This is a genomic window from Sodalis sp. C49, from assembly GCF_046352915.1.
Lineage (GTDB): Bacteria > Pseudomonadota > Gammaproteobacteria > Enterobacterales > Enterobacteriaceae > Acerihabitans.
In genome coordinates, this window is record NZ_CP163303.1 from 2,246,842 (window position 1) to 2,258,929 (window position 12,088).

The following is a 12,088-nucleotide window of genomic DNA, read 5'->3' on the forward strand; positions in this document are numbered from 1 at the left end:
CCTTAGCGCAACTGCTCGCTGACCAGTTGGCGCATCATGTCGATGTGGGCGGGGTCGTCATTCAGCGCCGGGATATAGTGGAAGGCGTCGCCGCCGGCGTGGGTGAAAATTTCACGATTCTGTTCCTTGATTTCTTCCAGCGTCTCAAGGCAGTCGGAGGAGAATCCCGGGCATATCACCTGGATATGCCGGATGCCCTGCGCCGGCAGGTCTTTGAGTGTCAAATCGGTCGCCGGCGTCAGCCAGGGATCGCGGCCAAAGCGCGATTGGAAGGTCATCATCACCTTTTCCGGCGGAAAATCGAGCGCGGCCACCAGCGCGCGACGGGTGTCCTCGCAGCGCAGCGGGTAGTCGTCCCCTTCGCGGGCGTAGCGTTGCGGGATGCCGTGAAACGAGATCACCAGGCGATCCGGTTCGCCGTGTTCGGCGAAAGACCGGCGGACGCTTTGCGCCAGCGCGGCGATATAGGCCGGATGCTCGGCGTAGTCGCGGATAAAGCTGATGGACGGCAGGGACCGGTAGCGGCCAAGGATGCGCGCCACTGCATCCCAGATGGACGCACTGGTGGAACTGGAGTACTGCGGGTAGAGCGGCAGGATCACCAGTTTGGTGATACCGGCCCCCAGCAGGCGTTCGAGCGCCGCCGGCAGCGACGGACTGCCATAACTCATCGCCAGCTCCACCTGCGCGTCCGGCAATACGGCGGCCAGTGCCGCCTGCTGGCGCCGGCAAAATACCATCAGCGGCGATCCTTGTTCCATCCAGATGCTTTTATACAATTTGGCTACCCGGGGTGAGCGCAGCGGCAGTATGACGCCGCGCAGCAACGGCCACCACAGGATACGCGGGGTATCCACCACGCGCCGGTCGCTGAGAAATTCGGCCAGGTAACGCCTTACGGCCTGGGGTGTCGGCGCCTCCGGCGTGCCCAGGTTTACCATCAGCACGCCATATTTTTCCTGTTTCATTCCCTGCCCTTCCTTATATGGTCAATAAGCCAATTCCCTGTATTTAAAAGGGATTAACCGGCGGTTATCGCCAAGTTATTGTAGCGCAAAAGTGGCGGCCAGAAATTGTTATCGGCGCCGGGGATGCAAATCATTACGATAGGCGGCAGGGCGATGATCGTGGGGAGAGAGGCATTGGCGGAGGCGCGGCGGACAAGAGGCGCCAGGCGTAGATACCGCCTGGCGTATAATGCGCGGTAATCAGCCCAGGATCGCGGCCAGTTCTTTGCTGACGGCGGCGACCGGTTGGGTACCGTCGATTTTACGGTACTGGGTGTGGCCGGCTTCAGCTTCTTTCTGGTAATAGCCAATCAGCGGCGCGGTTTGCTGATGGTATTCCACCAGGCGTTTGCGCACGGTTTCTTCCTGATCGTCTTTGCGGGTGGTGAGCGGCTCGCCGGTGACGTCATCCTTGCCTTCGTGTTTTGGCGGATTGAATTTGACGTGATAGACGCGCCCCGACGGCGCATGGACACGGCGGCCGACGATGCGATCGATAATCAGTTCATCCGGCACGGCGAATTCCAGGACATAGTCGACGTTGATGCCGGCGTCCTTCATGGCGTCCGCCTGCGGAATGGTGCGCGGAAAACCGTCGAGCAGGAAGCCGTTGCGACAGTCGTCCTGCTTGATGCGTTCTTTGACCAGCGCAATCACCAGTTCGTCGGTGACCAGTTTGCCGGCGTCCATGATAGCTTTGGCTTTTTTACCCAGTTCGGATTGCGCTTTTACCGCGGCGCGCAGCATGTCGCCGGTGGAAATCTGCGGTATGCCGTACTTTTCCATAATGAATTGTGCTTGAGTGCCCTTACCAGCGCCCGGAGCGCCCAGCAGAATGATACGCATTGCGTAAATCCCCTTGCTAACAAATGTAAAAAAATAAGAAAACGCTAAACCTTACCACTACTGGGTATGTTTCCTCAAGGAAAGGGCGCAGGGAGAGACGGTTTAACGGCGCTTTCAGAATCCACCCCATCGGCACGTTCTCCCTTGAACCCGTCTGCTTTAAGCCCGGTGTTGGCGGGCATACCGCGCCATGGGGCGCTCGGTCGGGCGGGAACACCACGCCCGATTCGACCCCATCGGCACGCTCTCCCTTGAACACGTCTGCTTTGAGCCCGGTGTTGGCGGGCCTACCATGCCATGGGGCGCTCGGTCGGGCGGGAACACCACGCCCGATTCGACCCCATTGGTACGGTCTCCCTTGAACACGTCTGCTTTGAGCCCGGTGTTGGCGGGCCTACCATGCCATGGGGCGCTCGGTCGGGCGGGAACACCACGCCCGATTCGGCCCCATTGGCACGGTCTCCCTTGAACACGTCTGCTTTGAGCCCGGTGTTGGCGGGCATACCGCGCCATGGGGCGCTCGGTCGGGCGGTAACACCACGCCCGATTCGACCCCATTGGCACGGTCTCCCTTGAACACGTCTGCTTTGAGCCCGGTGTTGGCGGGCATACCGCGCCATGGGGCGCTCGGTCGGGCGGTAACACCACGCCCGATTCGACCCCATCGGCACGGTCTCCCTTAAACACGTCTGCTTTAAGCCCGGTGTTGGCGGGCATACCGCGCCATGGGGCGCTCTCCCTTGAACACGTCTGCTTTGAGCCCGGTGTTGGCGGGCATACCGCGCCATGGGGCCTCGGTCGGGCGGGAACACCACGCCCGATTCGACCCCATCGGCACGCTCTCCCTTAAACACGTCTGCTTTAAGCCCGGTGTTGGCGGGCATACCGCGCCATGGGGCACTCAGTCGGGCGGGAACACACGCCCGATTCGACACCATCGGCACGCACTCCCTTGAACAGATCTGCGTTGAGTTCGTTTTGGCGCATGTTTTTCCATAGTATAAGGGCCAGGTTAACCTGGCCCTTAGTGTGCTGGTAAATATACCCGCGCGGCGTTATGCGCTCAGCAGTTGGTTCATGCGGCGGATAAACTGGTTAGGATCGTCCAGGGTGCCGCGTTCCGCCAGCAGCGCCTGATCGAACAGCAGCTCAATCCATTCGTTGAAGTGGCTCTCTTCGTTAATGTCGGCGGCGCGTTTGACCAGCGCATGATCCGGATTGAGTTCAAATATGTATTTGATCTCGGGCGCGGCCTGGCCGGCGGCGGCAAACAGCTTCGCCATTTGGGTGGTCATATCGTCGGCCGCGGTGGTGACGATGGCCGGGGTATCGGTCAGGCGGTGCGTGAGACGCACGTCCTTGACGCGATCGCCCAGGAAAGTCTTGACGCGCGTGACAAACGGCTCAAGCGCTTTTTCCGCGTCTTTTTGTTCCTCGGCGGTCTCTTCGTCGGCCAGCTTGTCGAGCGTGGCGTCGGTTTTGCTTACCGACTGGAATGGTTTACCTTCAAACTCGGTCAGGTAGCTCATCATCCACTCGTCAATGCGGTCGGAAAGCAGCAGGACTTCGATGCCCTTTTTGCGCAGCAGTTCCAGATGCGGGCTGCTCTTGGCGGCCGCGTAACTGTCGGCGGTGATGTAATAGATCTTTTCCTGGCCTTCCACCATACGTCCCAGATAATCCTGCAGCGATACGGTTTGCGCCGAGCTGTCGGTATGGGTGGACGCAAAGCGCAGCAGCTTGGCGATACTTTCGGCGTTGGCGGTATCCTCGCCCGGGCCTTCTTTCAGCACCAGGCCGAACTGCTGCCAGAATTTCTGGTAGCTTTCGGCATCGTCCTTGGACAGCTTATCCAGCATCTGCAGCACGCGCTTGGTCAGCGCGCTTTTCAGGTTCTGGGTAACGCGGTTATCCTGAAGGATTTCACGGGAGACGTTCAGCGGCAGATCGTTGGAGTCGATCAGGCCTTTGACGAAGCGCAGGTAGTTAGGCATAAACTGCTCGGCGTCGTCCATGATAAAGACGCGCTGGACATAGAGCTTCAGGCCATGTTTATGATCGCGGTTCCACATATCCCACGGCGCCTGGCCCGGTATATACAGCAGGCTGGTATATTCCTGCTTGCCTTCGACGCGATTATGGCTCCAGATCAGGGGATCGCTGAAGTCGTGGGAGAGGTGTTTGTAGAATTCTTTGTATTCCTCGTCGCTGATTTCGCCCTTGCTGCGCGTCCACAGCGCCTGGGCTTTATTAATCTTTTCCCAGGTGACGGTGGCTTCTTTTTCTTCTTTAGCGGCATCGGCATCGGCGGCTTCATCGTCCACGGCCTCCGCCTGGGCGCGGGTTTCGATCTCGACAGGCAGGGCGATATGATCCGAATATTTGCTGATGATGCTGCGTAAACGCCAGTCATCGAGGAATTCGTCTTCGCCTTCGCGCAGATGCAGGGTGATTTCGGTGCCGCGTTCGGGTTTGGTGATATCGGCAATGGTGTAATCGCCTTCACCGGCTGATTCCCAGAAAACCCCTTCATCGGCGGAAGCGCCGGCGGCGCGGGTGCGCACCGTGACTTTATCGGCCACGATAAAAGCGGAATAGAACCCGACGCCGAACTGGCCGATCAGCTGGCTGTCCTTGACCTGATCCGAACCCATGGACTCAAGGAAAGCCTTGGTGCCGGATTTGGCGATCGTACCCAGATTGTCGATAACCTCTTCGCGCGTCATGCCGATGCCGTTGTCGCTCAGAGTCAGGGTGCGTGCTTCTTTGTTGCTTGACAGGCGTACCCGTAGCTCGCCGTCCCCCTCATAGAGCTCCGGCTGGGATAAAGCGCGAAAACGCAGTTTATCCGCCGCATCCGAAGCGTTGGAGATCAGTTCGCGTATAAAAATTTCTTTATTGGAATAAAGTGAGTGGATCATCAGCTGAAGCAATTGTTTAACTTCAGATTGGAATCCGCGGGTTTCTTGTCCTTTCATATTTATACTTACCTCAATCCAAATAGCTATCAATCAGGCGGGTGTAGATACTGCAATGATGAACAGATGGGGATTGCGGCGCAGGAATTCAAGCACAAAAGGTAAAAAAAGGGGCGGAAAAGACGGCGCGGACGCGCCGCCGATTTAAAATTTAATCGGGTGGCGTCCCGCCAGCGAATGGGACAGCGTGGTACCATCGACCATTTCCAGCTCACCGCCCACCGGCACGCCGTGGGCGATACGGGTAGCCAGGACCTCAAAATGGGCGCACATCTCGGCAATGTAATTGGCGGTGGCGTCGCCTTCCACCGTGGGATTAGTGGCCAGGATCACCTCGGCGATATCCTCGCTTTCCAGGCGCTCCTGCAGGCGATCCAGGCCGATATCGTCCGGACCGATGCCGTCCAGCGGGGACAGATGCCCCATCAGCACAAAGTAGCGGCCGGCGAATTGCCCGGTCTGCTCGATGGCATGAATATCCGCCGGGCTTTCCACTACGCAGATCTGCCGGGTTTGCCTGCGCCTGGGATTGGCGCAGATGGTGCAGATGTCCTGCTCGGTAAACGTCCGGCAATCGGCGCAGTGGCCGATCTCAGACATGGCGCGGGTGAGCGCCTGCGCCAGACGCATACCGCCGCTGCGATCCCGCTGCAGAAGCTGGAAGACCATGCGCTGGGCCGATTTCGGCCCGACGCCGGGCAAGCAGCGCAAGGCTTCGGTTAACGCCTCTAGCAATGGACTGGTTTGCATCAGAACGGCATTTTAAAACCAGGAGGAAGCTGCATGCCGCTGGAGACGGTAGCCATCTTTTCCTTCTGGGTTTCGGCAATACGGCGCGCCGCGTCGTTAAAAGCCGCCGCGATCAGATCCTCGAGCATATCCTTGTCGTCGTCCAGCAGGCTGGGATCGACTTCAACACGACGGCAGTTATGCGCGCCGTTGATGGTAACCTTGACCAGGCCTGCCCCAGATTCGCCGGTAACTTCCAGTTGGGCGATCTCTTCCTGCATCTGCTGCATTTTTTCCTGCATCTGCTGGGCCTGCTTCATCAGATTGCCCATTCCGCCTTTACCAAACATACATTTCCCTCTCTCGTAGCGTCGAACCGCAGGCGGCATCTCTCTACGCGCCGTGCGGCAGTTAAACAGGACGGATGCTATCTTCATCCAATTCGGCATCAAAAAAACGCTGAAGCGTCTGGATATTATTATCCGCGATAATCGCCTGGCGCGCCTGCATCAATTTTTCTTCATATATGGCCTGTCGCCATTCCAGCGGGGTACGTATCGCCGGATTATCATCTGTCACCACGGTTAATTCAACCGGAGCGCCGAGTTCTGTGCTTAGGGCCTCGGCCAGCGTTCCCCGGGAAATGGGGGAATTAAGGTGCTGCTGCGCGGAACGCAGGTGCAGGCAGACCTTGCCCGGCGCCAGATCTTCCCGGAAGGCGTTTAACGCCAGTTGCTGTACCAGCTTGGGGATCTTTAGCCTGTCCACCAGCGCCGCCCAAGGATCGCGCACGATGGATTCCTCGGCCAGGCGGGCCGCCAGCTCAGGCGTTTTTTCATGCTCCAGCGCCGTGCGCAGGGCCTTGGGCGTCGCCACCGGATCGCTGTCCTGCGTGGTCTGAATACTGGCCTTCCAGCGATAGGCCTCCGGTTTGACGGCTTTAGCGGTCCCTGGCTCCTTGCCGCCGGCGGCCTGCCGCTGCTGGGCCTGTTCGCTGACCGTGGCCAGGCGCTCCAGGGCGCTGTTCGCGGGCCGTGGCCTGGCCGGCGATGTATCGTTCTTTTTTACGTTTTGGTTGCCGTGGCGTTGTAATAACGCGGTGCGCGCCAATAGCAATTGCGCGGTACTGTCCGGCAGCGACGCCGGCGCCGCAGGCCGATCCGCTGAGGCCGGCGCGGGAACATGCCCGGCCGCGTCATCCGCCTGATAAGCGTACCTATCATCACCGGCATCGTCGGATGCCGGGTCGCCGGCCATATTCGCGTACTGCTCGGCGGCGCTGGCCCAGTCATCCGGCATATCGGCGCCGGCATCGTCCCGCATTTGGGGCGTGGGGATGGAAACCGCCGGCCTGGCGTGATCCGACGGCGGCGCGGCGTTGACCTGAGGGGTCGGCCTGGCGTGATCCGGCGGCGGCGCGGTGTGTACCTCAGGGGTCGGCCTGACCTGATCCGACGGCGGCGCGTCGTTATGCGGCGTCATTTGCCGGCCACGACCAGGCGCGGGAACCGCGTTATCGGGCGCCGGCTGCCGGTTATTTGTACGTTCCGGAGCTAGAGCGACGGATTCAGCCGTTTTTTTTTCCGTGTTCTCCCCCGCCTGCGGGGTGAGATCAATGATGCGCGGGTGGAACGCCAGCGCGCGCAGCAGGGTCATTTCGACCCCCATGCGGCGATCGGGGGCAAACGGCAGCTCTTTGCGTCCCACCAGCAGCGTTTGGTAATAAAGCTGCAAATCCGCCGGGGGAACGATCCGCGCCAGCTCACGCAGCCGGGGCGCGATGGCGGCGTCATCCTCGTCATCCAGGGCATCCGCAACCAGTTGACCCATGGCGATATGGTGCAGCAGCTGGAGCATATCCACCAGCAGGGTTTCCCAGTCCACGCCGCGGGAGGCGCACTGGGCCAGCTGCGCCATCATGGCGTTGCCGTCCGCCGCCGCCAGAGCCTCTATCAGCGCCAGGGGTTGTTCAGTGTTAAGGGTACCCAGCATGTCGCCCACGGTCTGGGTGGTGACCTGCCCCATACCCATGGCGATTGCCTGATCGGTCAGGCTCAGGGCGTCGCGCAGGCTGCCGTCGGCGGCGCGGGCCAGTAGCTGGAGGGCGCGCGGCTCGCTGTCGATATTCTCTTCACGCAGGATATGCTCTAACTGCGCGCGAATCTGGCCGATATCCAGCGCCTTGAGATGAAACTGCAGGCAGCGGGACAGGATGGTTACCGGCAGCTTTTGCGGGTCGGTGGTCGCCAGCAGGAATTTCACATGGGACGGCGGTTCTTCCAGCGTTTTCAGCAACGCGTTGAAGCTATGCCGGGAGAGCATGTGCACTTCATCGATCAAATAGACCTTGAAGCGGCCGCGCGCCGGCGCATATTGCACATTGTCCAGCAGATCCCGGGTGTCCTCCACCTTGGTGCGCGAGGCGGCGTCGATTTCAATCAGATCGACAAACCTGCCCTGCTCGATTTCACGACAGTTGGCGCATTGACCGCAAGGGCTGGCGGTGATGCCGGTTTCGCAATTAAGCCCCTTGGCCAGCAGGCGGGCGATAGTGGTCTTGCCGACGCCGCGGGTACCAGAAAACAAGTAGGCGTGATGGACCCTGCCCAGTGAAAGGCCATTGGTCAGCGCCGTCAGAACATGTTCCTGACCTACTACATCTGAAAACGTCTGCGGACGCCATTTACGGGCAAGAACCTGATAGCTCATGGGTCGCGAAATATGTCGGTGGACAGGGAGGTCATGCTAACACAGCCTCGCACCGGAGCGCGAGGCTGATATGATCAGTGCCCGGCGAAACCCACCAGGCTGTAACTATTGACGGCCAGGCGCTGCAGGCGCGCTTCGCCGCCGAGATCGGCCAGGTTGATAATAAACGCCGCGTCCTTGACCTCGCCGCCCAGCCGGCGGATTAATTTTATCGTAGCCTCGATAGTACCGCCGGTGGCAAGCAGGTCGTCGACCACCAGTACCCGATCCCCTGGCGCGATGGCGTCCTGATGGATTTCCAGCTTATCGACGCCGTATTCCAGCTCGTAGCTTTCGCTCAGCACCGCGCGCGGCAGCTTGCCAGGCTTGCGCACCGGCACGAATCCCAGCCCCAGCGCCAGCGCCACCGGCGCGCCGAACAGGAAACCGCGCGCTTCGGTGCCCACCACCTTGGTCAAGCCGTGGCCGCGATAGTGATTCACCAGCAGTTCGATACTGGCGGCATAGGCCTGGGGATTTTCCAGCAGGCTGGTGATATCCCGGAAAAAAATACCCGGTTTGGGGTAATCGGGAATCGTTTTGATACTGTTTTTGATCAATGCTAGCTGTTCGGCCATCGCGGTCATAATGTATGCGCCTGAAACGAAAGAAATCATAATCCGCGCGGACGCGTTATCCTGAACATCCACGGTACATCGCGTTTTAACATGGACTGACAGGACCGACCGCGCACGAAAGCGCTCAAATCTATGCAAACTGGCGGAAAAATGCAACCACCGAGGGCGACTCATTTAGCCTTTTGTTGCGTAAAGTCAACCGTGGGCGCACGGCGTGATTTCCGGCCTATTCCGTACCGGTTTTGCATCCCTGTTAACATACCGCGGCCCCGGAATATTTTCATCTTTCTTTGCCCGCCGGCGCGCTGTTCAGGACAGGCGCGAACGCGGTATCATGGCGGCGACAGGTTAATATCTTTTTTTTCGCGGTTTTTACTCAGGAGAAGGGCGTGCATTCATCCAAGCTCCTCGTCACGTTAAGCGACCAGTTCAACACGCTGGCCGGGCGGATCGAGGCGGCCGGACAGGAGACGGTGTCCCAGTCCCGCTTTGACCACCAGCTGTTCCAGAGCCGGGGAACCCGCCTTGACGACTATCTGGCCGAAAGCCGCCAGACATTGCAGCGCCTGACGCTGACCGTCGAGCAGGGTTACACCGAGCGGGTGGCCTGGCTGGCGCAGCGGCTTATCGATCAAATGACCGCCCTGGCGCGGGAACTGGCCACACAGGACTTGCGGCGCGGCCAGCCTGCCAAGGCCGCGCCGGTGGATTATTACGCCCGGCTGAATGAACATCAGGACTATGAGCGCCGGCTGCTGTCCATGATCCGCGACCGGGACAGCCTGCGGCAAAGCACGGGCGATTATGCCCGTACCCAGCAGTTGCAACAGGAAATCGCCGCCCTTGAAGGCCGGCTGGCCCGCTGCCGGCAGGCGTTGGCGCGCATTGAGCGTCTGATCGAGCGCAGGGAGAATGGACTGGAAAAGGGTTGATAGCACGTGCTGTCACATTTTGTTTATTCGCTCATTATAAATTGCTTCATGTTTTCATCTATACTGGTAGTTTTCGTCTACTCGACAACGCATTCAGGAGAGACCTGTGGCGCTGGAAGATGAATCCCCCGAGATTAAACTGGCGGTCGATTTGATTATGCTGCTGGAGAGTAACGATATGGAGCCGGAGCTGGTGTTGGCGGCCCTGGAAATTGTGAAAAACGATTATGTCATCAAGGCGCGCCGCGGGGAAGAATAACCCTGCCCCAGCCGGGCGGCTACTGCGGCAGCGCCGCCGGGTCGTGACGCAGGTTAGGGCTTAGCCGCAGCATATCCATAAAGGCGGCGATCAGGATGCGGGAGCCGCCGGCCAGATCAAAGGTGCCGGGCACGAACAGCCAGTTTTCCATCAACCCGGTCATATAGGCGCGCAGCAGGATGGCGGCGCGGCGGCAGTGCAGACCGGCCGGCAGTTGACCGCATTCTATGCACCGGTTGAGCGTCTCTTCAATGCGTTCATAACATTCGGCGTATAATCCTTTGCGGACTTCCTGGAACAGTTCCATTTCTCCGACAAATTCACATTTATGAAAAACAATTTCCATTAAGGCGCGCCATTCGGTATTGGATACGGTGGACTGCAGAATGTAAATCAATGTCTCGGTTAAGACATGTAGTGGATCGTCGGGAAATTTTGCCTGATACTCTAGCTCTAATGCCAATATCCTAGCTTCAGCGGCATGCCAGATCTCATTAAATAACTCGACTTTATTCTTGAAATGCCAATAAATAGCACCACGGGTTACCCCTGCCACCGTTGCGATATCGGTGAGCGACGTTGCGGAAACCCCGCGCATTGAGAATTCCTGGACCGCGGCATCCAGAATATGCTGGCGCGTTTCCTGGGCCTGCTGTTTGGTTTTTCGTGCCATAGCGCTTTTTTTGGTTGTCTTTAGATTTACATACATTCGCGAATGTATGTACCATAGCATAAGGCTAATTGTTACGCAGCAATGGGTTTGTAGGCTTGTGATCAATTGATCAATTTTTTCAAATCGGACTCTTGAGGTTTATCTATGAACAAAAACAGAGGGATTTTGCCTCTGGCAGCCGTTCTGATGCTTTCAGGCAGCTTTATTCTCATTGGATGTGACAATAAAGACGCTAAACAGGCAGGAAATCAGCAACAGGCCCCGGAAGTTAGTGTGGTGACGGTAAAAAAACAATCATTGAATGTCACAACTGATCTGCCTGGTCGTACCGCCGCTTTCCGTGTTGCCGAAGTCCGGCCCCAGGTTAATGGCATTATCTTAAAACGCAATTTTGTCGAAGGCAGCGACGTGCAGGCCGGCGTCTCCCTCTATCAAATTGATCCGGCAACCTATAAAGCGGCGTATGACAGCGCCAACGGCGACTTAGCCCAGGCGCAGGCCAATGCCAATATCGCCCGTGTCACCGTCAACCGTTATAAAAAACTGATCGCCACCAACTTTGTCAGCCGTCAGGACTACGATACGGCGGTCGCCACCATGCAGCAGAACGACGCCGCGGTGCTTGCCGCCAAAGCGTCGCTGGAAAGCGCGCGCATCAACCTGGCTTACACCAAGGTCACCTCGCCTATCAGCGGCCGCATCGGTAAATCCGCCTATACCGAAGGCGCCCTGGTCACCAATGGCCAGACCACCGCCATGGCCACCGTTCAGCAGTTGGATCCGCTCTATGTGGACGTAACCCAGTCCAGCAACGATTTCCTGCGCTTAAAACAGGAACTCGACAGCGGCGCCCTCAAACAGAAGGACGGAAAAGCGGCCGTGCGGCTGCTGATGGAAGACGGCAGCGAATACCCGCAGCCCGGCACCCTGGAATTCTCCGATGTCAGCGTGGATGAAACCACCGGCTCCATCACCCTGCGCGCCATTTTCCCCAACCCGCAGCATAGCCTGCTGCCCGGTATGTTTGTCCGCGCCCGTCTGGAAGAAGGGACCAACGACAATGCGTTACTGGTGCCGCAGCAGGGCATAACCCGCAATCCCCGAGGCGAAGCGACCGCAATGGTGGTGGGTCCTGACAATAAGGTTGCCGTACGCCAAATCACCGCCCAACAGGCGATCGGCGATAAATGGCTGGTCACCGCCGGCTTACAGGAAGGCGACCGCGTGATTGTCAGCGGCCTGCAGAAAGTCAAGCCGGGTGTGCAGGTCACGGCCAAGGAAGCGACTGATGAACCGGCACAACCGCAGCCTGACGCCGCCAAAAAGTCTTAATAGGAA

Annotated in this window: 11 protein-coding genes; 3 read left to right on the top strand and 8 right to left on the bottom strand. The window is 58.7% G+C overall.

Going from position 1 to position 12,088, the window contains the following annotated elements; genetic code table 11:
* Positions 1–2 precede the first annotated feature (2 nt).
* The 7 genes from hemH to apt form a co-directional block, all read right to left on the bottom strand.
* Positions 3–968: a ferrochelatase gene (gene hemH / locus ABUK12_RS10210; RefSeq protein ID WP_410016158.1), complete on the bottom strand. Its 966-nt coding sequence runs from the start codon at positions 966–968 to the stop codon at positions 3–5.
* A 240-nt stretch (positions 969–1,208) separates the two neighbouring features.
* The gene (gene adk / locus ABUK12_RS10215; protein WP_410016159.1) at positions 1,209–1,853 is read right to left on the bottom strand and encodes an adenylate kinase; all 645 of its coding nucleotides are present in this window, start codon (positions 1,851–1,853) and stop codon (positions 1,209–1,211) included.
* 1,055 nt (positions 1,854–2,908) lie between these two features.
* Positions 2,909–4,831 carry a molecular chaperone HtpG gene (htpG, locus tag ABUK12_RS10220; RefSeq protein ID WP_410016160.1) on the bottom strand — a complete coding sequence of 641 codons (1,923 nt, stop codon included), beginning with the start codon at positions 4,829–4,831 and terminating at the stop codon, positions 2,909–2,911.
* A gap of 144 nt (positions 4,832–4,975) precedes the next feature.
* Entirely contained in the window at positions 4,976–5,581 is a 606-nt protein-coding gene (gene recR / locus ABUK12_RS10225) for a recombination mediator RecR (protein ID WP_410016161.1), read from the bottom strand.
* On the bottom strand, positions 5,581–5,910 hold the full coding sequence (locus tag ABUK12_RS10230; RefSeq protein WP_410016162.1) for a YbaB/EbfC family nucleoid-associated protein: 330 nt from the start codon (positions 5,908–5,910) through the stop codon (positions 5,581–5,583). The genes recR and ABUK12_RS10230 overlap by 1 nt, the downstream gene beginning before the upstream one ends.
* Before the next feature lie 61 nt (positions 5,911–5,971).
* Positions 5,972–8,269 (bottom strand): DNA polymerase III subunit gamma/tau, encoded by a 2,298-nt coding sequence (dnaX, locus tag ABUK12_RS10235; protein WP_410016163.1) that lies wholly within the window; start codon positions 8,267–8,269, stop codon positions 5,972–5,974.
* A gap of 74 nt (positions 8,270–8,343) precedes the next feature.
* The gene (gene apt, locus ABUK12_RS10240; protein ID WP_410016164.1) at positions 8,344–8,895 is read right to left on the bottom strand and encodes an adenine phosphoribosyltransferase; all 552 of its coding nucleotides are present in this window, start codon (positions 8,893–8,895) and stop codon (positions 8,344–8,346) included.
* Positions 8,896–9,275: 380 nt separating this feature from the next.
* Here apt and priC point away from each other — a divergent pair, with 380 nt between their 5' ends.
* Together priC and ABUK12_RS10250 are read left to right on the top strand one after the other, a co-directional pair.
* Positions 9,276–9,818, top strand: a complete 543-nt coding sequence (gene priC, locus ABUK12_RS10245; RefSeq protein WP_410016165.1) for a primosomal replication protein PriC — start codon at positions 9,276–9,278, stop codon at positions 9,816–9,818.
* Between the two features lie 106 nt (positions 9,819–9,924).
* Positions 9,925–10,077 carry a DUF2496 domain-containing protein gene (locus ABUK12_RS10250; RefSeq protein WP_410016166.1) on the top strand — a complete coding sequence of 51 codons (153 nt, stop codon included), beginning with the start codon at positions 9,925–9,927 and terminating at the stop codon, positions 10,075–10,077.
* A 19-nt stretch (positions 10,078–10,096) separates the two neighbouring features.
* Here ABUK12_RS10250 and acrR read toward each other — a convergent pair whose 3' ends face one another.
* Positions 10,097–10,750: a multidrug efflux transporter transcriptional repressor AcrR gene (gene acrR / locus ABUK12_RS10255; protein ID WP_410016167.1), complete on the bottom strand. Its 654-nt coding sequence runs from the start codon at positions 10,748–10,750 to the stop codon at positions 10,097–10,099.
* Between the two features lie 144 nt (positions 10,751–10,894).
* Between acrR and ABUK12_RS10260 the strand changes: the two genes are divergently transcribed.
* On the top strand, positions 10,895–12,082 hold the full coding sequence (locus ABUK12_RS10260; protein WP_410016168.1) for an efflux RND transporter periplasmic adaptor subunit: 1,188 nt from the start codon (positions 10,895–10,897) through the stop codon (positions 12,080–12,082).
* The last annotated feature ends 6 nt before the right edge of the window (positions 12,083–12,088 follow it).